Origin of the sequence: Campylobacter sputorum subsp. sputorum (genome assembly GCF_008245005.1) — a bacterium.
Classification (GTDB): Bacteria; Campylobacterota; Campylobacteria; order Campylobacterales; family Campylobacteraceae; genus Campylobacter_F; species Campylobacter_F sputorum.
Map to the genome: position 1 here is coordinate 1,048,509 of NZ_CP043427.1, position 21,852 is coordinate 1,070,360.

General features: G+C 29.1%; 26 protein-coding genes and 2 pseudogenes. 20 read left to right on the forward strand and 8 right to left on the reverse strand.

Annotated features, from left to right (window positions below; genetic code table 11):
* Positions 1-14: 14 nt before the first annotated feature.
* From CSPT_RS05255 to CSPT_RS05290, 8 genes are all read left to right on the forward strand, one after another.
* Positions 15-362: an ornithine carbamoyltransferase gene (locus CSPT_RS05255; protein ID WP_089182640.1), complete on the forward strand. Its 348-nt coding sequence runs from the start codon at positions 15-17 to the stop codon at positions 360-362.
* On the forward strand, positions 346-924 hold the full coding sequence (locus CSPT_RS05260) for an RsmD family RNA methyltransferase (RefSeq protein ID WP_089182641.1): 579 nt from the start codon (positions 346-348) through the stop codon (positions 922-924). The genes CSPT_RS05255 and CSPT_RS05260 overlap by 17 nt, the downstream gene beginning before the upstream one ends.
* 63 nt (positions 925-987) lie before the next feature.
* Entirely contained in the window at positions 988-2,061 is a 1,074-nt protein-coding gene (locus tag CSPT_RS05265) for a flagellar basal body P-ring protein FlgI (RefSeq protein ID WP_089182642.1), read from the forward strand.
* Positions 2,061-2,357 carry a rod-binding protein gene (locus CSPT_RS05270; protein ID WP_089182643.1) on the forward strand — a complete coding sequence of 99 codons (297 nt, stop codon included), beginning with the start codon at positions 2,061-2,063 and terminating at the stop codon, positions 2,355-2,357. The genes CSPT_RS05265 and CSPT_RS05270 overlap by 1 nt, the downstream gene beginning before the upstream one ends.
* A gap of 59 nt (positions 2,358-2,416) precedes the next feature.
* Positions 2,417-2,626: a flagellar biosynthesis anti-sigma factor FlgM gene (locus tag CSPT_RS05275; RefSeq protein ID WP_089182644.1), complete on the forward strand. Its 210-nt coding sequence runs from the start codon at positions 2,417-2,419 to the stop codon at positions 2,624-2,626.
* A 32-nt stretch (positions 2,627-2,658) separates the two neighbouring features.
* A complete protein-coding gene (gene flgN / locus CSPT_RS05280) occupies positions 2,659-3,090 on the forward strand; it encodes a flagellar export chaperone FlgN (protein WP_089182645.1) in 432 nt (143 codons plus the stop codon).
* Position 3,091: 1 nt separating this feature from the next.
* Positions 3,092-4,948, forward strand: coding sequence for a flagellar hook-associated protein FlgK (flgK, locus tag CSPT_RS05285; protein WP_089182646.1), 1,857 nt, complete (start codon positions 3,092-3,094; stop codon positions 4,946-4,948).
* Positions 4,945-5,700: a TIGR02757 family protein gene (locus CSPT_RS05290; RefSeq protein WP_181892274.1), complete on the forward strand. Its 756-nt coding sequence runs from the start codon at positions 4,945-4,947 to the stop codon at positions 5,698-5,700. The genes flgK and CSPT_RS05290 overlap by 4 nt, the downstream gene beginning before the upstream one ends.
* Positions 5,701-5,712: 12 nt before the next feature.
* Here the strand turns inward: CSPT_RS05290 and CSPT_RS05295 are convergent, their stop codons facing one another.
* The 4 genes from CSPT_RS05295 to CSPT_RS05310 are packed head-to-tail and all read right to left on the reverse strand — an operon-like array spanning position 5,713 to position 9,446.
* Entirely contained in the window at positions 5,713-6,738 is a 1,026-nt protein-coding gene (locus CSPT_RS05295) for a 5-oxoprolinase subunit C family protein (RefSeq protein ID WP_161492216.1), read from the reverse strand.
* Positions 6,738-7,457: a 5-oxoprolinase subunit PxpB gene (pxpB, locus tag CSPT_RS05300; protein ID WP_089182648.1), complete on the reverse strand. Its 720-nt coding sequence runs from the start codon at positions 7,455-7,457 to the stop codon at positions 6,738-6,740. The genes CSPT_RS05295 and pxpB overlap by 1 nt, the downstream gene beginning before the upstream one ends.
* A gap of 1 nt (position 7,458) precedes the next feature.
* Positions 7,459-8,658 (reverse strand): NRAMP family divalent metal transporter, encoded by a 1,200-nt coding sequence (locus tag CSPT_RS05305; RefSeq protein WP_089182649.1) that lies wholly within the window; start codon positions 8,656-8,658, stop codon positions 7,459-7,461.
* Between the two features lie 14 nt (positions 8,659-8,672).
* Positions 8,673-9,446 carry a LamB/YcsF family protein gene (locus tag CSPT_RS05310; protein ID WP_089182650.1) on the reverse strand — a complete coding sequence of 258 codons (774 nt, stop codon included), beginning with the start codon at positions 9,444-9,446 and terminating at the stop codon, positions 8,673-8,675.
* Positions 9,447-9,756: 310 nt separating this feature from the next.
* Here CSPT_RS05310 and CSPT_RS05315 point away from each other — a divergent pair, with 310 nt between their 5' ends.
* The 12 genes and pseudogenes from CSPT_RS05315 (at position 9,757) to CSPT_RS05375 (ending at position 18,702) form a co-directional block, all read left to right on the forward strand.
* Positions 9,757-10,452 (forward strand): ABC transporter permease, encoded by a 696-nt coding sequence (locus CSPT_RS05315; protein ID WP_089182651.1) that lies wholly within the window; start codon positions 9,757-9,759, stop codon positions 10,450-10,452.
* A 143-nt stretch (positions 10,453-10,595) separates the two neighbouring features.
* Positions 10,596-11,285, forward strand: a complete 690-nt coding sequence (locus CSPT_RS05320) for a TVP38/TMEM64 family protein (protein WP_089182652.1) — start codon at positions 10,596-10,598, stop codon at positions 11,283-11,285.
* Positions 11,251-11,880: a TVP38/TMEM64 family protein gene (locus tag CSPT_RS05325; protein ID WP_089182653.1), complete on the forward strand. Its 630-nt coding sequence runs from the start codon at positions 11,251-11,253 to the stop codon at positions 11,878-11,880. Before CSPT_RS05320 ends, CSPT_RS05325 begins: the two co-directional genes overlap by 35 nt.
* Before the next feature lie 244 nt (positions 11,881-12,124).
* Positions 12,125-12,361, forward strand: coding sequence for a hypothetical protein (locus CSPT_RS05330; RefSeq protein ID WP_089182654.1), 237 nt, complete (start codon positions 12,125-12,127; stop codon positions 12,359-12,361).
* Positions 12,362-12,692: 331 nt separating this feature from the next.
* A pseudogene (locus tag CSPT_RS09500) lies at positions 12,693-12,888 on the forward strand (hypothetical protein).
* Positions 12,885-13,563 (forward strand): annotated as a pseudogene (locus CSPT_RS05340) (Fic/DOC family protein). Before CSPT_RS09500 ends, CSPT_RS05340 begins: the two co-directional pseudogenes overlap by 4 nt.
* A gap of 392 nt (positions 13,564-13,955) precedes the next feature.
* On the forward strand, positions 13,956-14,342 hold the full coding sequence (locus tag CSPT_RS05350) for a rhodanese-like domain-containing protein (protein WP_089182655.1): 387 nt from the start codon (positions 13,956-13,958) through the stop codon (positions 14,340-14,342).
* Positions 14,339-15,787 (forward strand): TIGR04282 family arsenosugar biosynthesis glycosyltransferase, encoded by a 1,449-nt coding sequence (locus CSPT_RS05355; protein ID WP_089182656.1) that lies wholly within the window; start codon positions 14,339-14,341, stop codon positions 15,785-15,787. The genes CSPT_RS05350 and CSPT_RS05355 overlap by 4 nt, the downstream gene beginning before the upstream one ends.
* Positions 15,772-16,428: a TIGR04283 family arsenosugar biosynthesis glycosyltransferase gene (locus CSPT_RS05360; RefSeq protein WP_089182657.1), complete on the forward strand. Its 657-nt coding sequence runs from the start codon at positions 15,772-15,774 to the stop codon at positions 16,426-16,428. Before CSPT_RS05355 ends, CSPT_RS05360 begins: the two co-directional genes overlap by 16 nt.
* Positions 16,415-17,386, forward strand: a complete 972-nt coding sequence (locus CSPT_RS05365) for a heterodisulfide reductase-related iron-sulfur binding cluster (RefSeq protein WP_089182658.1) — start codon at positions 16,415-16,417, stop codon at positions 17,384-17,386. The genes CSPT_RS05360 and CSPT_RS05365 overlap by 14 nt, the downstream gene beginning before the upstream one ends.
* On the forward strand, positions 17,383-18,297 hold the full coding sequence (gene arsS, locus CSPT_RS05370) for an arsenosugar biosynthesis radical SAM (seleno)protein ArsS (protein WP_235610050.1): 915 nt from the start codon (positions 17,383-17,385) through the stop codon (positions 18,295-18,297). The genes CSPT_RS05365 and arsS overlap by 4 nt, the downstream gene beginning before the upstream one ends.
* A gap of 12 nt (positions 18,298-18,309) precedes the next feature.
* Complete coding sequence (locus tag CSPT_RS05375) at positions 18,310-18,702, forward strand: C-GCAxxG-C-C family protein (RefSeq protein ID WP_089182659.1); 393 nt, start codon at positions 18,310-18,312, stop codon at positions 18,700-18,702.
* On the opposite strand, the gene CSPT_RS05380 is transcribed toward CSPT_RS05375, so the two are convergent.
* The 4 genes from CSPT_RS05380 to CSPT_RS05395 form a co-directional block, all read right to left on the reverse strand.
* A complete protein-coding gene (locus CSPT_RS05380) occupies positions 18,665-18,940 on the reverse strand; it encodes a phosphatase PAP2 family protein (protein WP_161492217.1) in 276 nt (91 codons plus the stop codon). The two genes, CSPT_RS05375 and CSPT_RS05380, sit on opposite strands and share 38 nt — an antisense overlap.
* Positions 18,844-19,362 carry a phosphatase PAP2 family protein gene (locus CSPT_RS05385; protein WP_089182661.1) on the reverse strand — a complete coding sequence of 173 codons (519 nt, stop codon included), beginning with the start codon at positions 19,360-19,362 and terminating at the stop codon, positions 18,844-18,846. Before CSPT_RS05385 ends, CSPT_RS05380 begins: the two co-directional genes overlap by 97 nt.
* Positions 19,346-20,953, reverse strand: coding sequence for a phosphoethanolamine transferase (locus CSPT_RS05390; protein ID WP_309543846.1), 1,608 nt, complete (start codon positions 20,951-20,953; stop codon positions 19,346-19,348). Before CSPT_RS05390 ends, CSPT_RS05385 begins: the two co-directional genes overlap by 17 nt.
* Positions 20,954-21,052: 99 nt before the next feature.
* Positions 21,053-21,826, reverse strand: a complete 774-nt coding sequence (locus CSPT_RS05395) for a MetQ/NlpA family ABC transporter substrate-binding protein (RefSeq protein WP_089182662.1) — start codon at positions 21,824-21,826, stop codon at positions 21,053-21,055.
* Between the last annotated feature and the right edge of the window lie 26 nt (positions 21,827-21,852).

The following is a 21,852-nucleotide window of genomic DNA, read 5'->3' on the forward strand; positions in this document are numbered from 1 at the left end:
TTTTGGAGGGAGTTATGAAAATATCTTTTGAATGTGAATGTATTTTGCTGCAAAAATCAATGATGTTATTTCTTGGTAAATTTGCCTCTAGAAGAAAAGATTGTGATTTTATAATAAGTGACAAAAAACTAGATACAAATAAACCAGTTTTTATTATAGGTAAAAACTCGCCATATCTTAAATTTCCTTTTAATAAACAAGAGTTAATTTATACAATAGAAGATTTTTACTCTGCTATGCAAATAAAACATCAAGAAAATATAGAGTATATTCCAAGTAGTTTTGAAGATAGACTAAATGATTTGCTTAATAAATTTAAAATAGACTTAACAGAACTGATAAAAAATGAACTCAAAAAATAAACTTTTTACAACTATATCAAGCGGTAAATTTAAAGGAAGAAAACTACTTCTTCCAAGCTTAAAAACGACAAGAAGCACTAAAAACATACTAAAAGGCTCTTTTTTTGACACTATTAGAAATGAACTTTATGGTAAAGTTTTTGTAGAGTGCTTTGGAGGAAGTGCTTTAATGGCAATAGAAGCTTATAGCAACTATGCTAAAATTTGTATCGCCATAGAAAAAGACAAATCAGCTTTTGAAATAACAAAATCAAATATGAAAAGCATAGATGAAAAAAACCTAATGCCAGTTAATGGAGATTGTTTTATCGAACTTCCAAAGATAATAGCAAATATAAAAGATGAGATTATATTATACATAGATCCGCCTTTTGATATAAGAGATGGATTTGAAGAAATTTATGATAATGTTTTTAATATGATAAAAAATGTCAAAAACAATAAAATTTATCTTATAGCCATAGAGCACATTAGCACTTTAAAAATGCCAGATATTTTGGGTAAATTTAAATTAGACAAAACTCGTAAATTTGGAAAAAGCTCGCTTAGTTACTACATTTAAAAATTTAATATTTGGAACACTTATTGCTTCATCGTTTCTAAATTTCATTTATTTAAGGATATTATGATGAGGTTTATGAAATATATGTTTATAGCGTTTTTTGCTTGTAATTTCTTAAATGCAGCAAAAATAGGCGATATAGCAAATGTTGTAGGGGTAAGAGAAAACCAACTCATAGGATATGGTTTGGTTGTAGGCTTAAAAGGCACTGGAGATGGCACTACTTCCGAATTTACGCTTCAGTCTATATCAAATATGCTTCAAACAGTTGGTATGAAAATAAATCAAGATGATATAAAATCAAAAAATACAGCAGCCGTTATGGTTACAGCCTCACTTCCAGCTTTTGCCAGACAAGGAGATAAAATAAACATAGTCATATCTTCTCTTGGTGATGCTAAAAGTTTGCAAGGCGGAACACTGCTTATGACAGCATTAAAAGGTGTTGATGGAGATATCTACGCTATAGCACAAGGTTCTGTAAGCATAGGCGGGAAAAATGAAGGAACTGGCAATAACGCAGCTGGAAATCATCCAACAGTTGCCGTAGTTTCTCAAGGTGCTTTAGTAGAAAAAGAAGTTTTATATGACATATATAATCAAAACTTTGCAGATCTTAGCCTAAAAACTACAAATTTCAATAGTGCAACAACTGTTCAAAATGCTATAAATAGAGTTTATGGAGAAGTAGCTGTTGCAACAGATCCAAGAACGATAAGATTGATGAAACCAGAAGGTGCCAGTATGGTTGATTTTTTATCTCAAATTTTACAAACCGAAGTTGATTATAAACCACAAGAAAAAATAGTGATAAATGAAAGAACAGGAACCATAGTAAGTGGAGTAAATATAACAGTTGATCCTGTTATTATATCTCATGGTGGCATAACTTTAAAGATAGAACCACAAAGTTACAATCCAGCACCTGAAAATACAGCAGCAAATGTAATAGATCTTGGCGGAGAAACATCTATAGATGGTGCTATGAATACGCTAAATATAGGAACACAAAAAACAACTGTTGCAAATGTAACAAGAGCTTTAAATAGACTAGGTGCAACACCAAAAGACATAATAGCAATTTTACAAAATTTAAAAGAAGTTGGTGCGATACACGCAGATTTGGAGATTATGTAATGAATATAGACAACTCTATGGCATTAAATGCATACAATGCAGTAAATGATAAATTGATAACTCAAAACAGACCTAGATTTGATGAAAAGGCACTAAGAGAGCAAACTGATGCTTTTGAATCTTTTTTAGTAAAAACCGTTCTTGATTTATCTATCAAAAACGAAAATCCACTTTTCTCAAAAGATGCTGGAGACAAGATTTATAACTCAATGTATAATGACGCAATGAGTAAAGCATTAAGTGGTGGTTTTGGATTTAGCGATATGTTATTTAATTTTTTAAAAGAAAGGTCTTAATAAAAATTAAATAATGCCGATATAGTTAGCAATCAAGTTCTAACTATAAAGGATAAAAAATGATTAATTCGGTAGGTGCGAGTTTCGTAACTGATTCTTCGCTTAATAAAATTAAAAATGACGATAAAAAGATACAAAATTTAAAAACAACAGCTCAAAGTGCTGAGAGTGATAGTAAAGTTAGCAAAATAGCAAAAGCCATAGCAGATGGAACTTATAAAATAGATTTAAACAAAACAGCAAAGGCAGTAGCTAACGAACTATTTTAATTTTTAGTCCTTTGTGCTTTAAAGGACTAAAAATGATAAAACAATACCTAGATGAAGCTATTTCATCACTAAATCAACTCATAGAAATAACTCAAACTGACATAGAAAATATAAAAAACGCTAGACACGAAGAAGTAGAACAAAGTGTAAAAATCAAAACAGAGCTTATAAAAAAATTTGAAAACTCTAAAATAACTCTTGATAAAGAACTTCTTAAAATGTTAGAAGAAAAAAGTGGAACAGATCTTGCTAGCATTTTGGATGAAGAGGATAAAAACAAGTTAGCCGAACTTAAAGACTCTCTTACTCTCTTACAAAATAAAAATAGAGAGTATTCAAGATATGTTATAGTAATAAAAGAGTATTATGACTCTCTTGCAAACAAGATTTTTGGAGAAAAATCAGAAGGGTATAACAAAAAAGGCAAACAAATTTTTAACTCTAATTTTAAATTAAGGGTTTAAAATGGCAATATTTGACACTTTAGCAATCGGGGTTTCTGGCTTAAATGCCGCTGAGATGCAAATAACCACAACTGGTCATAATATTTCAAATATAGATAATGAAAGCTACACAAGACAAAGAGTTGTTCAAACGGCCAAAGAACCTTTTCACAATATACCAGGCGATGTTGGAAACGGAACACAAGTAGATCAGATTATAAGAATACATGATGAATTTTCATATAATAGATTAAAAAATTCAGAAAGTGCTCTTTCTTATACTGGCTATAAACAAGATATCTTACAAGAAATAACACAAAGATTTCCGGATTTAAAAGATGTTGGTATACTAAAAGATTTAGAAAATTACTTTAATGCTTGGAATAATTTTGCATCAAAATCGTCAGATGGTTCGCAAAAAATCAACCTTATCCAACTAACACAAACCCTAAGCGAGAATATAAGAAAAGCATCAGATGAACTATATAAAATGAAAAAAACTGTAAATGATCAGCTAAAAATAAATGTAGAAGAATTTAATCGTCTAGGACAACAAATAGCTGATATAAATGGAGAGATTGCCAGAATAGAATCAATAAAAGGCAATAATGCAAATGATCTTAGAGATAAAAGAGATCAACTTGAAAGAGCTATGGCAAAATTAGTAAATATAACAGCATTTAAAGGTTCTCTTGAAAGCAATACCGCTATAGATAGAAATATCACAGATATGGGACAAGATTATAGTTTAAATTTAGGTGGATTTGGTATAGTTGAAGGAACTGCATTTCACCCACTTGTTTTAAAAAGCGAAAGTGCCGCTAGCGATTTTCAAGCGATTTATTATGAAAGACAAGACGGTAGGCTTATAAACATAATGCCAAGTATAACAGGCGGACAAATAGGAGCTGAACTTGAGCTTAGAGGTAGGTATATAGACGCATCTACTGGTCAAACAAGCGATGGAACAATTCAAAGCTATATAAATAACCTAGATACTTTTGCCAAAACATTAATAACCCAAACAAACAATATTTATGCAAAATCAGCTCAAAATAAAGTAAATTCAAATGATTTAAGTTTCTTAAAACCTGAAAATTCTCTTATAAATTTTGATGATACTATCAAAGAAGGAACATTTGATGTTGTAGTTTATGATAAACAAGGAAAAGAAGTAGCTAGAAAAACTATAGAGATAAATAGAACTACAGCTATGAATAGCGGTTTAGACTCAAATTCCATAGTAACTCAGTTTAATACAAACTCAGATGATAATAAAGACAAAAACTCGCTAAATGATGTTGATGATTATTTTAGTGCATCATATATATATCATGATGATAAAAATTTAGGGCAACTATCTATAAATCCTAAATTTAATAACGATGAATATTTTATATCTTTTGAAGATAATGGGACAAATTTTCCAGGAGTTGTTGGTTTAAATAGATTTTTTGACGGAAATAGCTCAAAAAACATAAGAGTAAATAGCGTATTAAGCGATGATCCTGTAAAACTTCAAGGATTTAAAGCGCCAATTGATGGTAATAACGAAGTAGCAAATGAGATTGTTCAACTTCAATATAAGAAGCTTGAATTTAATGGCAAAAACTCGTTTGGAAAAGAAGAAACAATAGAAGGTTTTTATAGATTTTTAACTACGCAAATAGCAGCTCAAACTGAAACAAACAACAACGCACATGAAACAAATAAAGCTTTATATACAACAGCTCTTCAAGAGTTTCAATCAATTAGCGGAGTAAGTATGAATGAAGAACTTACAAATTTAATTAGATTTCAATCAAGCTATGGTGCAAGTGCAAAAATAATCACAACAGTAGAAAAAATGCTTGACACATTGCTTACTTTAAAACAATGATTGATTTAAAAAATTTACTAGATTTTCACGCAAATTTAAAAAATTGTGATGAGAATTTATTAGCTTTTGCAGATCCATTGCAAGTTGCTAGAAAATATAAAGAGCCAAATATTGCACTAATATGTGCACTATTTGCTTATGGTAATGCAAAAATGATAGTTAAATTTCTAAACTCGCTAAATTTTGATTTACTTGATGAAAGCGATGAAGAAATAAGTAAATTTTACACTTCGCATAAATACAGATTTCAAAGCATTATAGATGTAAAAGAGATTTTTATAACACACAAAAGATTAAAACAAGATGGCAATATCGAAGAGATTGTAGCAAATGGGATGAAAAAATCAGGTGAGATCATAGATGGCTTAAATGAACTTATGAAATTTATATATTCACTAAATGATTATAGATCTTTTGGATATAATTTTTATTTTGGTTCAGTTTTTCAAACCCCGATTTCACCATACAAAAGATACAATATGTTTTTAAGATGGATGATTAGAAGTAGCGATATCGATCTTGGACTTTTTAAAAGCATTGATAAAAGATATCTTTTGATACCGCTTGACACTCATACTCACAAAGTTGCACTAAAACTTGGGCTTATAAGTAGAAAAAGCTATGATTTCAAAGCCGTTATGGAACTAACTCAAAAATTAAGACAATTTGATAAAAATGATCCTATAAAATATGATTTTGCACTTTATAGACTTGGGCAAAGCAAAGAGATTGATAGCATTTTAAAAAAATAATTTATACTAACTTTATAATTTTTGAAATTTACAACTATTTTTATCCTCAACAACTACATTATAAGATACCCCATTTACCTTAATATCATAAATCGATATCTGTTTTTTTAATATCTGTTGCAACTCATAAATATATTTTTGATATTTTATCTCTATATCTTGTGCTTCTTCATTGCTAACCTCAACAAAACTTATCTTATCTCCACCTTTTAACTGCCCTACTTTAGGCAGCTCGCTTGGTAAAATTGTAGCTATTTTTGTATAACCGCCAGTTGTTTGGGCATCAGCCATAAGTATGATAGGTTCTCCGCTATTTGGAACTTGAATAGATCCAAAAAATACAGCATTTGAAATGATATCTGCTCCATTTTTATGCTCTATTTTTTCTCCACTAAGTCTGTATCCCATTCTATCGCAACTTTGCGTTATATTGTAAGTTGAGTTTAAAAAAGTATATATTCCTTTATCACTAAAAGCATCTTTTTCTGGGCCTAAAACTACTTTTATGCTCTCTTTTTGCTTATATAAAGGTATAAAATTTTTAGGCAAATTTATTGGTTTATAAATTTTATAATTTTGCTCAAATTCTATCTCATCGTCATTTTGCAATGCTCTTCCATGAAAACCGCCTATATTTGATTTTAAATATGTGCTAAGTGAGCTATTGATCTTTTTAAGAGACATTTTTTTAGAAAATGCTATATAATTTCTAGCACCATTTGTAGCATTTTTTAATAACAGCACATCCCCTTGATTTACCAAATGAGCCTTCCATAACTCTTTTTTATCTCCATTGATAAAAAGTTCATTTTGAGCTCCAGTAACACAGATAATCATATCTTCAAAAAATTCTATCTCAACACCAACTATGGTTGTTTCTATTACTCCATCAAATTCATCATTTTGTACTAAAAATTGCGATACAACATAAGCAAATTTATCCATTACTCCGGCTGTTGGCATTCCAAATTTCTTAAAACCGATTCTACCAAAATCCTGAATACTAGATAAAAGTCCGGCATTTTTTATCCTAATCACTATATTTGCCTTTTTATTATTTCATAATTTGAGTTTTCAACTTGATTTTGTATGTATTGAAATTCATCTAAATTTATAGTTTTAAATTTTATATAATCCCCTGCTTCAACAACAGATGGATTTTTTCTATCAACATCATACATTTTTATGGGTGTCTTGCCGATGATTTTCCAACCTCCAGGACTAGCCCATGGATAAATACCGGTTTGACTTCCGCCTAATCCAACGCTTCCTTTTGGTATTTTTTCTCTAGGGATTTTAAGTCTAGGAATATTTATACGCTCATCCATACCGCCAAGATAACAAAATCCTGGCATAAATCCCATCATATAAACTAAATAATTTTTAGAAGTGTGAATTTTAACTATCTCATCCCAATCAAGCTTAGTATGAGATATAACGCTTTCCTTATCAAGTGCAAACTCTTCACAATAACAAACAGGAATCTCAACTAAATTTACATTTTGATTATCTTTTAAATCTTTGCATTCCTTAGCTAAATTATCCGCAATCATACAAATTTCTTCATATAAAATTTTACTTGGGTCATAGTAAATGCAAAGATCGATATAACTTGGTATAATCTCAATTACTCCGTGTATTTTAGATATTTTTTGAGCCACATTTCTTATAATAAAATTTATCTTAGTATCTATAATGTCTCCAAACTTTATCATAACACCAACACCGGCTATTGGAAAAAATTTGATGCTGCTCATCTCACATCCAGAGTTTGTTTAAACTACTAAGAGAAATAATGCCAAGATAAGCAGTAATTGCCACAACAATCCAACCAAGCACAGTTAGATACTTTGGATGAACATATTCATTCATTATCTCTTTTTTATCTACAGCAAAAAGCATAGCACCAAGAGTTATTGGTAAAATTAATCCATTTAATGCACCAACCAAAACAAGCATTTTAGCGGGTTTTCTTATAAAAATAAGCATTAGAGTTGAAGCAACAATAAAAGCTATAATGGTAAATCTTTCATATTTTTCTACAAATTTAAAAAGTGTTTTTAAAAATGAAACAGATGTATAAGCAGCACCAACAACAGAAGTTATAGCCGCCATAAAAAACACTGCTCCAAATATCAAATAACCAATATTACCAGAAGCATGTCTAAAAGCTGAACCGGCTGGATCTTTTGGATCTAGCATCAATCCTTTGCTTACAACACCAAGAACAGCTAAAAACAAAAGCACTCTAACAGCAAGATCGACAACAATGCCAAGAGTTGCAGCTAAATTTACATCTTTAAGATGTTTTGTGCCGCAAATTCCAGCATCTATAAGCCTATGTCCGCCAGCAAAAGTAATATACCCGCCAACAGTTCCGCCTGCAAGAGTTATTATAGCTATAACTGAGATTTTATCAGGCACTATAGTTTGCTTCATAGCCTCAACAACAGGCGGCTGCGTAATAATAGCAACATAAGCTATAAGAATTATCATAAGAGCACCGAAAATTTTTGCAAAATTATCCATAGCATTTTTTGCCCTAGGAAAAGAAAAAACCAAAATTCCAAAAATACCGGCAAGTGCCGAAGATGTCGTTATATCAATGTTTGTCATTGCTTTTATTCCAATAGCTGCACCGCCAATATTTCCTATATTAAAAGCAAAACCACCAGCAGCAACTAAAATGGATATAACATATCCAAGCCCTGGAAAAACCTTATTTGCTATGTCTTGCCCTCTTAGCTTTGACATAGTTATAATACGCCAAATATTTATCTGAGCAACAAAAGATATGATGATTGAAATTAATATTATAAAACCAAAACTAGGTCCAAAATCTTCTGTAAATTTCGCAGTTTGTGTCATAAAACCGGGTCCAACTGAACTAGTAGCCATTAAAAATGCAGCACCTATCAATACAGACAAGCTTCCATTTTTTACAATAACAGATGACATTTCATTCTCCTTATCTATTTTAACCACTCTTTTAATGGTGAAATTTCAATACCTTCTTTTTGCAAGCCTTCTTTTAAATTTTTTGCAAACAAAACCGCTTTTTGATTATCCCCATGCACACAAACACTATGAGCAAGAATGTCTATATCTTTTCCATTTACACTTTTAACCTTGCTCTCAATTATCATTCTTTTTATACGATCAACTACGATATTTTCATCTGTTATAAAAGCTCCTGGAAGTGCTCTATTTACCAAAGTTCCATCATCATTATATCCGCGATCCGCAAACACTTCACAAGCTACCCTTAATCCTTTTTTACAAGCTATATCAACAATAATACTTTTACTTAAAACCAATAAAATTAAATTTTCATCATATCTAGCCATAGCTTCAACTATGGCAGTTGCCAATGTTTCATCGCCACAAACCATATTATAAAGACCGCCATGCATTTTCATATGTTGTAATTTTAAACCATAAAATTTAGCAAATGCACTAATTGCACCAGTTTGATATATAATGTAATTAGCCGCTTCTTTTGGAGTTATAGATATTTTTCTCCTACCAAAGCCCATTAAATCAGGAAAACCTGGATGAGCACCTATTGAAACATTAAGTTCTTTAGCCATTTTAACAGTTAAATCCATAACCATAGGATCTCCTGCATGAAAACCACAAGCTATATTTACACTTGTTACATATTTCATTATCTCATCATCCATACCCATTTTATAAGCACCAAAGCTTTCGCCGATATCACTATTTAAATCTACAATATATTTCATGCAAATTCCTTTATGACTTTTATTGCTTCATTTTATACGCAATTTGTGTTAAAAAATCTAAAAATAACAAATTAATATTAAATAAAAGAAAAGTTTAATTTAATATTTAAAAGCCGTAATTTCGCATTTAAATTTATAAATTTAAAATATTTTTACTATTATTTAATCAAATTTGTATTTAAAAATACTCTTTTTAGTGTGAAATATATTATAAAGCGTGTTACCTTTTTACATATTTGCATAAACTTCGAAAAAATGTGTTTGGTTTATTATTTATTATTTTATTAATATTTTATTTGTATAATTTAATATGATTAAAATTTCATTAATAAATTTAGCTATAATGCTAATCCCGCTTAGTTTTGTGTGCTTTTTTTACTACAAATGGACTAAAAATTTAGTAGAAATTCCATACGCAACATTAAGAATGATAATTCAATTAGTTGCCATTGGTTATATTTTGGTGTTAATTTTTACTAATAAAAATATATTTTTAGGCGGAGTAATTTTGCTTTTTATGTTAATTTGTGCAACGATAATCATTTTAAGAAACACACAAAATAAAAGCTTAAAAAACTACTCTTTCATACTGATAGCTACTTTTATATCATCATCGCTAAATCTTTTTATCATAATATACTCAATTTTAGGAATTAAATATTTTTATGAACCAAAATATGTCATACCAATAGCCGGAATGGTTTTTTCAAATACTATGAATGTGCTAAGTCTAGCTATCGAGAGATTTGAAAAGGAAATAACTAGAAATGAGAGTTTTGAAAACGCTAGAAATATAGCTTTCAAAGCCTCTTTTATACCGCAAATTAACTCACTTCTTGCAGTTGGCATAGTTTCACTTCCTGGAATGATGACAGGACAAATCATCTCAGGCGTCGATCCTTTGGTTGCCATAAGGTATCAAATAATGATAGCATTGCTTGGAATTTCTGGTGGCGGAATTAGCGTGATACTTTATTTTTTATTAAAAGCTAAATTTCAAAAATAATAAAATTTAAAAAGTGATTATTTTTATAAATATATTATAAATATTTTTAATACAAAAAATTAAATTATTTTTAACTAACAATAAGTTAAAATCCTAAGATTATAGAAGATAGTTTATCTTATGACAATATTTAGGAAATTTTTATGAAAAAATCACAAATTTTCACACTTTTAGCCATTTTTATATGCCTTTTAATCTACTTTTTTATCCCTAGTATAAACACTTGGATAAACAAAAGTGTAGCTGTATTAAGTTCTCTTAGTATAGAAAAAGTTATAGAATTTTTAAGAAGTTACGGCAAAACTGCAGCCATAGTAAGTTTTGTTTTAATGGTATTAGCAGCTGTTTTAGCACCCATTCCTCAGTTTTTGATAACTCTTTCAAACGCAGCAATCTTTGGATGGATTGGCGGAGCGGCACTTTCTTGGACTTCTGCTATGGCTGGAGCAGCACTTTGTTTTTTTATAGCAAAATATCTTGGAAGAGACGCTGTTGAAAAAATAGTAAGCAAAAAAGTGCTTGATAGCTCGGATGCATACTTTGCGAGGTATGGAGAGCATACTATCTTAGTGTGCAGGCTTCTTCCATTTGTAAGTTTTGATCTCATTAGCTACGCAGCAGGTCTTACAAATATGAAATTCAAATCTTTTTTCATAGCCACTGGAATCGGGCAACTCCCAGCAACTCTTGTTTATAGCTATTTTGGTGGAAATTTTAGTGGTGGGGCTAAACTTATCTTTATTTCACTTATGCTTTTGTTTGCCATAAGCATAATCATCTACATAGCAAAAAGTATTTATGAGAAAAAATACAACAAAACTAGCAATAATTAGCTTCATACTAATCTTAAGTTTTGTGCCATTTTTCTTTATAAGTGCTCAAAGTATTAGGGAATTTATACAAAATTTTGGTATTTTTGCAAATTTAGCATTTTTGCTTTGCTTTGCAATCTTACCTATATTTTTCTTTCCTGTTTTTGTTTTAGCTGTTGTTTCAGGTGCATTTTTTGGGCTATTTTTGGGAAGTGTTTATACTATTATCGGAGCTATGATAAATTGTGCTTTAATGTTTTATATAGCTAAATTTTTAGGTAAAGATATAAAATATCCAAATTTTTTAAAAAAACTACAACATTTAAGTAACAAAAACCTTTTTATATCTTTTTTTGCTTTAAGATTGCTACCTATAATCCCATATAACGCACTAAATTACGCACCAGCCATATGTAAAATAAGTTTTAAAAGCTACATACTAAGTTCGTTTTTAGGATTTTTACCTTGGACTCCAATTTATGTAAATATCGGTGCAAATTCAGGAAATACAAAAGGTCTTTTTATATCGATATGTATAGCAGTTATCGCAACTTTACTATCTATGCTCGGCGTAAAAAAATTTAAAATAATATTTAATAAAAAAGATTTTAAATAAAACAAACCATATCCAAATTATAAAAACTAACTTTATTTAATGACTAAAATGAAGTTATATTTTAACAAAAATACTAATTTAATTTAAAATATTTTAAAAAACCACAAAAAGCTAGTTTTAAAATTCATCTTTAATTTACAGAAACTATGGTTTCTTGTTGAGTTGCAGATAAAATATACTATTTAAATAAATATTTAATTTATATATTTGATATAATATCAAATATATTTAAAAGGAGCTCAAAATGACATATCCAGAAGTATATAGTTTAGAAGAGAGTTTAGCAATACTTAATAAATATAAAGATGATTTAACTAAAGAGCAATATGAGCAAAATAAATCTATTATTTGCGGATTTGCTATTGAGAATATGCTGGCAAATGAAGAAGATGTCATCAATCTCATAAAAGTGGATAAACAAGAAAAAACACCCGATGAAATCATCGCTGAATATAAAAAAGAATGGGGTGTAAATGTTTAACAAAGTTTTGAAATTTTTAGATGATGGTATCCCTAAAAATGATTTTGATATGCAACTTTTAGATTAAATTTAGTTGGTTCAATAAATTTAATAGAATTAAGCAAAAGAAAAAGAATAATAACTTTAAAAGCTACTAAAATTGAAGCTCAATACCATTAATGAAATTTTGATTGGGCTGGAAATAATATAATGGAAATAGGATTATAAAGTGCGTTTTTAAACCTTGTAAATAACAATGAACTTGAAAAATTATAAAATTAAAAGCTTTAAGCAAAATTTAGATAGAGATTGTAGAGTAAATTTATCGCAATATAATTTAAAGGAATAAAATATGACATATCCAGAAGTGCATAGTTTAGAAGAGAGCTTAGCAATACAATAGCATAAACTCTACAATACACAACTTTGCTATTGAAAGTATGTATGCCAATGAAAGAGATATTTTAAATATGATCAGAGTACAAAAAAGAGAGATAACAGCAGATGAAATTATATCCCAGTATAAAAAAGAATGGGGCGTATTGTGATAGATAAAATATTGAATTTTATGGATAATGGCATTCCTAAAAACGAATTTGATAGACAACTTTTAGCTTCAAATTTAGTTGGTGCAAAAAATTTAAAAGAATTAAATAGACTTGAGCGGATTATTACCATACAAAAAATCAACGATTTGGATATTAATCCTATCAAAGGAAATTTTGACTATCAACACTTAAAAGATATTCATAAGTTCATTTTTAAATATGTATATGTCTTTGCTGGATTTGATAGAGCAGATATTGGATTACAAGGTGCATTTCTAAAAGGAAATCAACATTTTGTTCCTGGTAACGAAATTAAAAAATACTCTAAGATAATTTTTGATGAATTAAAAGAACAAAATTATTTAAAAAACTCTAAAGATTTAAATCAATTTGCAAAAAATACTGCAAATTTTATGATGGAACTTAACGCTCTTCACCCATTCCGCGAAGGTAACGGACGCACTCAAAGAATATTTATAAACCAACTTGCAAAAAATGCTGGATATAGACTTAAACCTTATATCAAAAGAAAATATGATAATGGCTTGCATAGAAGCTTCTCAGCTTAAGCCTTGGAGATTAGAAGCTCTAATCAAAACAAATCTAAAAAGCTTGAAGCAAAATTTAGATAGAGATTGTAGAGTAAATTTATCACAATATAATTTAAAGGAATAAAATATGACATATCCAGAAGTACATAGTTTAGAAAAGAGTTTAGTCCTGCGTGATAAATATAAAAATGAACTTAGCAAAGAACAATGCGAAGTCAAGCATATATAGTCATAATATCGAAAATGTGCACATAAATGAAAGAGATATTATAAGTGCAATCGCCTACACCAAAGGAGAGAAAACAATTCAAGAGATAATAATAGAAAATAATTTTTGATTTTTTAAATAAACTTAAAAATAATGATTTACTAGGCGACTATCATATACAAATAAAATTTCTTAATATTTAATATTTTTTTGTTTTATATTACAAATCTTAATATAAATTAATACATTATTCGCTATACTTACGCTTTTAGAGGACAGGTTGTCTTTACTAAATTCAAGGAACTTTTATGAAAAGTTTAAAAACTCTAATTTTAGCAATTACTGCTGTGTTTTTTGTTGCGTGTGGTGGCGGAGACTCTACAAAATTAAGCTCACAATACCTAAAAGGCGATGAGGTTGTCAAAGAGATGAGTAATCCAGATAGCGTTATCATAGATGTTAGGATAAAAGATCAATTTGATGCAGGTCATATAGATGGTGCATTAAACATTCCTTTGGCTGACATTGATGCAAATATGGATAAATTTAAAAGCCTTAATGGCAAAAAAATCATTTTTTACTGCAACACAGGAAAACAAAGCGGTCAAGCTGCTAAAAAACTCGAAGAAAAAGGCATTAAAAATGTCTTTAATGCAGATGGCGTTAAAAACTATAACTACAATCTAGTTAAATGACAAACGCTGTCATTTTATTTACAAAAGCTCCTATTTCGGGCTTTTGTAAAACTCGGTTGTATTCTTTTATGAGTAAAGATGATGCTGCAAATTTACAAAATTATTTAATCAAAAAAAATTTAGAAATTTTATCTAGCGTTGATGTAAAAATTTTCATATACCTTGATGGGGAGTATGAGTTTGAAAATTTTGACACTAAAAAACAGCAAGGCGAAAATATAGGCGAAAAAATGTCAAATGCACTAAGAGAAGTGTTAAATTTAGGATATAAAAAAGTCATCTTAATAGGTTCTGATTTGATAAATTTAAACAAAGATATCTTAAATTTAGCATTTGATATTTTGGATAATAAAAATGTCGTATTATCGCCAAGTAATGACGGCGGATACTCTTTAATAGGGCTAAAAAGCTCAAGAGACGATATTTTTAAGTTAGAAAAATTTAGCACAAATAGTGTTTTAAAAAATACAATTGAAATTTTAAATGATAAAAATTTAAGCTATGGTTTAACGCCAGAAATTTCAGATATCGATACAATGGGCGATATAGCCGACTATATAACAAATAGCAAAACTAAATTTTTAGCACAAGGCGAATATAATGCAAATTTCATATACGAAACAAAAGGCATTAAAAAAGTGCTAAGAATCAAAATGGGCTCACAAATAGATGTCAAAAATCCCAGTCTTTACGAATACAACGCTATTAAATTTTTAGAGCCATTAAATATAACTCCAAAAGTTTATGAATTTTTTGATAAAAGCGTATTTTTACCACTTGGCGGATTTAGTATGGAGTATTTAAATGGGAGAGTGCTAAACTATGAAACAGATTTAAAAATAGCTGCTAATTTGCTCTCAAAACTTCACTCTTTTAAATCAGATAAATCAAATTTAAAAGTGGCAAATAAGCCGTTTTTAGCTATGTTTGATGAGTGCAAAAAAATGTCAAGCGTGTATGAAAATTTCAAAGACAAAGATGATGAAATTTTAAATATGCTTAATACTTTTAAAACTAGTTTAAAAAGTATGGGATTAAATGATGACATAACAAGCAAAAGCGTGATAAATACTGAGCTAAATAACTCAAATTTCATTATAGGGAAAAACTCATATATAATAGATTGGGAAAAGCCGCTAATAGGCGATAAAGAACAGGATTTAGCACATTTTCTAGTTCCAACAACTACATTTTTTAAAAGTGACACTATTTTGAGTGAAAAACAAATAGATATATTTTTAAACGAATATAGCAAAATTTTAAATTTCGGTGAAAAATTATTTAAAAAATACTATAAATTTACCCTATTTCGCGGCTTTTCTTGGTGTGCGTTTGCATACGCACAAAGCAAAACTTCTGGCATAAAAAGTCCTTCGTATGAAAAAATTAAATATTATCTAAGTAGCGAATTCATAGGAAATTTAAAAAAATGGTTAGCATCATAGTGCCAGTTTATCAAGAAAGAAATTTAAATCAATTTTTAAAACAATTCGAAAATTTAAAAGGCGAGTTTGAAATCATAATAGTAAGTGGCGATAAGCAAAACTACAATACGCTAAGCTTTGAACTTTTTAGATGTAAAAAAGGCAGAGCCGCTCAGATGAATTATGGCGTAAAACACGCTAAATTTGACATCATCTGGTTTTTGCACGCAGATAGCAAAATAGAGAAAAACAGCATTTTAAAGATTGAAAATTTTTTAAAAACAAATCTACTTGGTGCGTTTAAAATAAAATTTGATAACGACAAATTTTTGATGAAAATATGTGCTTTTATGTCAAATTTACGACTTAAACTTGGCGGTATCGCATTTGGCGATCAAGGAATGTTTATGAAAAAAGAAATTTTTTATACTCTTGGTGGATTTAGGGAAATTGAGATAATGGAGGATTATGATTTTAGTTTAAGAGCTAAGAAAAAATGGTTTAAATTTACAAATACAAATGGCACTATAATGACGAGTTCGCGTCGTTTTGTAAGCAATGGGATAATCAAAACTATGATAAAAATGCAGCTTTGCAGACTTATGTTTAAACTGGGCGTAAAACAAGAAAAAATCATAAGGTTTTATAATGCAAATTCCTAGAAATTTACAAAACTGCATAAACTGCTCGGCTTGCACTAAAAAATGCGAATTTTTAACCAAATATGAGTTAAATTTAGCTGATTTTTATAATCGTCCAGATTTAGCTTATAGCTGTTTTTTGTGCGACATTTGTACGCAAGTTTGTCCTGCTGATATAGACGGAGTAGAAATTTCTTTGTATCTTAGAAAACAAAAACCAAAGAAATTTAGCTACTTAAATTTCACTAAACAAAGTCCGTTTAAATCGCCATATATTTACGCAAACAACTCAGAAAAGCAAAGCAAAGAAATTATGTTTTTTGGATGTAATTTTCCTGGATATTTCCCAAAAACAACTGAGTATTTGATAAAACTTTTAGCAAAATACGGAATTGATTTTAGTATTGATTGCTGCGGAAAACCGCTTTATGAAGCAAATTTAAAATTTAACAAAACAAAAAATCATCTTAGAGAACTTTTTGATAAAAAAGACGTTAAAAAAATCATCACAGCGTGTCCGAATTGTTATTATTTTTTTAAAAATCACCATAAATTTGATGACATAAAAATTTCAAGCATTTACTCAAAACTCGAAGAACTTGGGCTTATGTCAATCATAGAAGAAAAAATCAATCTCTTTTTTCCCTGTCCTGATAAATTTACAAAAGAAATATTTGATAATTTTAAAAAATATATAATATTTGAAAACACCTTTAAAAAGGTAAATTGTTGTGGAATGGGCGGTCTTGCAAAAAAATATGAGCCAAAAATATATCAAAATGGCATAGAAATTATAAAAGAAAAAAATGCCGAAAATGTCTATACTTACTGTGCAACTTGTGCTGGAAATTTTCAAAAAAATGGCATAAAAAATGTAAAACATTTAACAAGTGAGTTTTTAGGAATTTGCGAAACACCGAGCAAAAACTATCTAAAAAACATAATGAAGTTTAAATTTTATAAAAGGAGTGTATTTTGAGAGTAGATGAGTTTTTAAAAAGTGATTTAAGTGTGGATAAATTTAAAATTATGCAAGTGAATTTAGGAAATTTATGTAATCTTGCGTGCCATCACTGCCATGTTGAAGCAAATCCAAAAGGCGTAAATACGATGGATAAAAAAACAGCGGATTTAGTCATAAAAACTTTTAAAGAAAATAACTTTCAAACGCTGGATTTAACAGGTGGTGCACCTGAAATGAATGATAATTTTATCTATATCATAGAAAATTTAAAAAATTTTGCGAAAAAAATCATCGTTAGAACAAATTTAACTATCCTTGATACAAAAGAGTATGAGCATTTGCCTGAGTTTTACGCACAAAACAACATAACTCTTATCGCAAGTCTTCCTTGTTATACAAAAGAAAATGTCGATAAACAGCGTGGAAATGGAGTTTTTCAAAAATCTATAAAAATTTTAAAAAAGCTAAATTCGCTAGGATATGGTAAAAATTTGGAGCTAAATTTAGTTTATAATCCAGGTGGTGCATTTTTACCTGGAAATCAAAATGAGCTCGAAAAAGATTATAAAAAAACGCTTTTAGAAAACTACGGCATAGTTTTTAGCCATCTTTTTACCATAACAAATATGCCAATTGGTAGATTTAAAAATGAACTAGAAAAAAATGGTAAATTTGATGAATATATGAGGCTTTTAGAAAATAATTTTAACGAAACAAATATCTCAAATTTAATGTGTAAAAATCAAATTTCAGTTGGTTTTGATGGGAAAATTTACAATTGCGATTTCAATCAAATGCTAGGGCTTTGCTTAAATGAGAATTTACAAAACATTAGCAAAGTTAGTAATAAAATCATTTTAAAACAACACTGCCTTGGATGCGTTGCCGGCGCTGGATCTAGCTGTGGTGGTGCATTAGAAAAATAAAAGGAGAAAAAAATGACAGAAGAAGAAGCTAGAACTGCTTTTGGATGTGGGCAAAACTGCACGCAAATAGTGCTAAATCAAATTTGCGGCGATTGTTTATCAACAGAAATGATAAAAAACATTAGCACATGTTTTGAGGGTGGAATGTATTGTGGAAAAACTTGTGGTGCCGTAGTTGGGGCTTATATGGCAATAGGACTAAAATGCAAAAATGCAAAAGATTTAAAAGCTAAATTTGATAAAAAATTTATAAACGAGTTTAAAAGCCTTGAATGCAAAGATATACTAGGATATGATTTGAGTAAAAAAGATGAATTAAAAGAGATAATAAATCAAAATCTTTTTTCTAAAATTTGCCCAAAAGCTGTTAAATTTGCGGTTGATTTTTTGGATAATCAAAACTAAGTTTATTAAATTTCTTATAAACTAGTTTAGAAATTATCAAAATTTCAAGCCATGCCATTAGCATTGAGACAATGGTGTGGCTTAAAAAGTGATCTCCTATCATCATCTTATATAGTCCCATTGTCCAACCTAAGGTAAGAGCTAGAACAAAAACAACCGCTTTTGTTCTTTTTTTCTTGCATAAAACACAAGAGAAAGCAACGAAAATCCACCACTTGCATGTCCTGCTGGATAACAAGATATTCTTTTAAAATTTGATTCTTTTGGATATCGTTCAAACAATCCTATATCCGGATAACTTCCGCCATATATTTCAAGATCGACAGGACAAGGCATATTTGTCTGTTTTTTTAATAAACTAACAGTTGAAGGAACTATGTATAAAGATAACAAAACTATGAGCAAATTTGCTAAATTTAGCTTTAATTTTTTATAAAAAACTGCTATAAAAGACAAAATAACACCAAAAATTACAATAGCTTTTTTAACACCGCTATAAAAAATAAAATATAAAATTTTATCGTTTCTATCAACTAGCCAACCATTTTTGATATCATAAAAATGATTTTGAACCATAATGTCTATATCTGTGTATTCAAATAGTAAAATTACTAAAACTAGCAAAAAACTTGTTATAAAAATGCTATTTTTTGACACCATCTAATATATCCAAATTTTTATCATAAATTTCGCTTTGAACTTCAAAAATACTAAGCAAAGTATGAAATAAATAGTCTTGTGAAAACTCTCCGTTTTTAGCCTTTTCTTTAAGTTTTTTACTATCAACATCAAAAAAACCATCGCCAAGCCATATAAAAGCTGGCACATGTTTTTGAGTTTGTGGAGCTATGGCATATGGCAAACCATGTAAATAGATATTATTTTCACCTAAACTTTCGCCATGATCACTCATATAAATCACAGCATTTTCATACGTTTTTGAGTATTTTTTAGAAAATTTTATAACCTCGCTTAAAAAATAATCAGTATATAAAATAGCGTTATCATAGGCATTTATTATGCTTTGTTGATCGCATTCTTGAAAATCATTACTATTGCAAACTGGAGTAAATTTCTCAAATTCTTTTGGATATCTTTTAAAATAAGCTGGTCCGTGATTTCCCATTTGATGAAGCACTATTAAGATATCTTTGTTTTTATTTTTATCTATAAATTTATCAAGCCCGTCAAGCATTCCGATATCACGACACTCTTCATCATCGCAAATTTTGTTATTTTGATTAGTTTTAAAATTCTCATACTGCATTCTAGTTGCGACATTTTTTGAATCAGAGTTATTATCTATCCATAAAACCTCAACTCCAGCCCTAGATAAAATATCTAAAACATTATCTTGATTTTTAGCTTCTTCTATATCAAAATCATCACGCCCTAAAGCAGAAAACATACAAGGCACAGAAACTGCCGTGCTTGTGCCACAACTTGTAAAATTTGGAAAATTTATAATGTTTTCTTGACTTAAAAGCGGGTTTGTCTGCCTTTCATAGCCATTTAAACTAAAATGATCGGCTCTAGCAGCTTCTCCAACAACAACTATGATGAGCTCTTTTTTCTCATCATTTTTATCATTTTGATTTGTTTCTATTATCTTTGCATCCTTACCTAATTTTACAAAATTATTATTGCCACTTTTCAAAGTTTTAGCGCTAAAATCCCCTACACTATAAATCCAATAAAATGGATTTATGCTATATCTTAAAGGCTTGTGTTCTCTAAAAAAAGATGTATAAAATTTAGAAAAACTAAGCATAGTTACAACTATGATAATCAAAAAAATGCTTAAAATTTTTAACTTTGAAAAAAGTAAAGTTTTAAAATTTGAATAATTTATATCAAATTTATAAATAAAAATAGATGGAATTATGCCTAAAAATATAATGTATAAAAATAACTTTATACTAAGCAAATCAGCAGTTTCTGAGGTGTTTGTTTGAAAAACATTTGTAAGCATTGTATCGTCAATAACAATGTTATAATTATCCATAAAATAAGCCGCCATAGATGAAACTAAAATCACAAAAATAAGTATAGGTTTTGTTGTGTATCTTGAGCTAAAAAGAGTAAAAAAGAAAACACTAAACGAAAAAAGAATTACAACCATAGAAATAAAATATATAAAATTTTCTCTTATATTATAAACAGATGCAACATTTGTAAAAAATGTAAAGTTATAAAACGCAACAAAAAGTGCCGAAATTATCATAATAAGACCGGATTCTTTGTTTTTCACATACTACCTCATTTTAAAAAATAAAACGAGATTGTAGTTAATAATGATAAATGATTGGAATTTAAATAGATAGTCAAAAAAATGACTATCTATATGAAGTTAAAAAGCAGGAATTATCGCACCTTTATATTTTTCATCTATGAATTTTTTCACAGCTTCGCTTTGTATAGCTTGATTTAACGCTTTGGTTTTTTTGCTATCAATGTTTTTTTCATTAACCACAACTATATTTGCATAAGGACTATCCTTGCTTTCTAAAGCTAGGGCATCTTTTTTAGGATTTAAACCTACGCTAAGTGCATAATTTGTATTAATAACTGATATATCAACATCATCAAGCGTTCTAGGAAGACTAGCTGCTTCTATCTCTATAAATTTAAGATTTTTAGGATTTTTGGTTATATCAAGTGGCGTTTTTAAAGTCGCATTACTTAGCTCGATAAGTCCGGCAGTTGCTAAAACATCCAAAGCTCTACTCTCATTTGTAGGATCATTTGGGATACTAACTTTTGCACCTTTTTTAAGCTCATTTAAATCTTTTATCTTTTTACTATAAACACCCATTGGCTCTATATGAACAGAAGCTGTGCTAACTAATTTTGTGCCTTTATTTTTGTTAAATTCCTCTAAATAAGGCAAATGTTGAAAAAAGTTTGCATCTAACTCGCCACTATCTGTTGCAACATTTGGTATAACATAATCATTAAATATTTTTATATCCAAATCATATCCAGCTTTTGCAAGTTCGGGCTTGATAACTTCTAGAATTTCAGCGTGAGGCACAGGTGTGGCACCAACTACTATTTTTTCAGCAGCATTGGCAAAACCGGCTACTAAAAACGATAAAACTAAACTAAAAACGATTTTTTTCATATTTTTCTCCTTTAAAATATACTAAT

Coding starts and splice junctions, on each gene's coding strand:
- CSPT_RS05255 (WP_089182640.1), top strand. CDS start 15: ATGAAAATATCTTTTGAATGTGAATGTATTTTGCTGCAAAAATCAATG.
- CSPT_RS05260 (WP_089182641.1), top strand. CDS start 346: ATGAACTCAAAAAATAAACTTTTTACAACTATATCAAGCGGTAAATTT.
- CSPT_RS05265 (WP_089182642.1), top strand. CDS start 988: ATGATGAGGTTTATGAAATATATGTTTATAGCGTTTTTTGCTTGTAAT.
- CSPT_RS05270 (WP_089182643.1), top strand. CDS start 2,061: ATGAATATAGACAACTCTATGGCATTAAATGCATACAATGCAGTAAAT.
- CSPT_RS05275 (WP_089182644.1), top strand. CDS start 2,417: ATGATTAATTCGGTAGGTGCGAGTTTCGTAACTGATTCTTCGCTTAAT.
- flgN (WP_089182645.1), top strand. CDS start 2,659: ATGATAAAACAATACCTAGATGAAGCTATTTCATCACTAAATCAACTC.
- flgK (WP_089182646.1), top strand. CDS start 3,092: ATGGCAATATTTGACACTTTAGCAATCGGGGTTTCTGGCTTAAATGCC.
- CSPT_RS05290 (WP_181892274.1), top strand. CDS start 4,945: ATGATTGATTTAAAAAATTTACTAGATTTTCACGCAAATTTAAAAAAT.
- pxpB (WP_089182648.1), bottom strand. CDS start 7,457: ATGAGCAGCATCAAATTTTTTCCAATAGCCGGTGTTGGTGTTATGATA.
- CSPT_RS05305 (WP_089182649.1), bottom strand. CDS start 8,658: ATGTCATCTGTTATTGTAAAAAATGGAAGCTTGTCTGTATTGATAGGT.
- CSPT_RS05310 (WP_089182650.1), bottom strand. CDS start 9,446: ATGAAATATATTGTAGATTTAAATAGTGATATCGGCGAAAGCTTTGGT.
- CSPT_RS05315 (WP_089182651.1), top strand. CDS start 9,757: ATGATTAAAATTTCATTAATAAATTTAGCTATAATGCTAATCCCGCTT.
- CSPT_RS05320 (WP_089182652.1), top strand. CDS start 10,596: ATGAAAAAATCACAAATTTTCACACTTTTAGCCATTTTTATATGCCTT.
- CSPT_RS05325 (WP_089182653.1), top strand. CDS start 11,251: ATGAGAAAAAATACAACAAAACTAGCAATAATTAGCTTCATACTAATC.
- CSPT_RS05330 (WP_089182654.1), top strand. CDS start 12,125: ATGACATATCCAGAAGTATATAGTTTAGAAGAGAGTTTAGCAATACTT.
- CSPT_RS05350 (WP_089182655.1), top strand. CDS start 13,956: ATGAAAAGTTTAAAAACTCTAATTTTAGCAATTACTGCTGTGTTTTTT.
- CSPT_RS05355 (WP_089182656.1), top strand. CDS start 14,339: ATGACAAACGCTGTCATTTTATTTACAAAAGCTCCTATTTCGGGCTTT.
- CSPT_RS05360 (WP_089182657.1), top strand. CDS start 15,772: ATGGTTAGCATCATAGTGCCAGTTTATCAAGAAAGAAATTTAAATCAA.
- CSPT_RS05365 (WP_089182658.1), top strand. CDS start 16,415: ATGCAAATTCCTAGAAATTTACAAAACTGCATAAACTGCTCGGCTTGC.
- CSPT_RS05375 (WP_089182659.1), top strand. CDS start 18,310: ATGACAGAAGAAGAAGCTAGAACTGCTTTTGGATGTGGGCAAAACTGC.
- CSPT_RS05385 (WP_089182661.1), bottom strand. CDS start 19,362: ATGGTGTCAAAAAATAGCATTTTTATAACAAGTTTTTTGCTAGTTTTA.
- CSPT_RS05395 (WP_089182662.1), bottom strand. CDS start 21,826: ATGAAAAAAATCGTTTTTAGTTTAGTTTTATCGTTTTTAGTAGCCGGT.